The organism is Robinsoniella sp., from assembly GCF_034124845.1.
Map to the genome: position 1 here is coordinate 1 of NZ_JAWYAJ010000394.1, position 282 is coordinate 282.

At 41.1% G+C, this 282-nt stretch carries 1 pseudogene; it reads right to left on the minus strand.

From position 1 onward, the window contains the following. Positions 1 to 282, minus strand: a pseudogene (locus ACH2DQ_RS19655) (oxaloacetate decarboxylase subunit alpha); the annotation flags it as partial.

Consider the following 282-nt stretch of genomic DNA (forward strand, 5'->3'; position numbering starts at 1 on the left):
GAATCGGAATCTTAACTGCTTTTTTCAGTTCTCCGATGAGGCTGGTAGCTTCGTAAGGAAGTAAAAGACCTGCCATATCCTTCAGACAGATAGAGTTTGCACCCATTTCTTCTACGTTCTTAGCCATCTTGATCCAGTACTCATGTGTGTATGCATCTCCCAGTGTATAGGAAAGTGCTACCTGTGCATGGCCTTTTTCTTTGTTCGCTGCATCAACAGCAGCTTTTAAGTTACGTAAATCATTCATACAGTCAAAGATACGGATAATATCAATACCGTTTG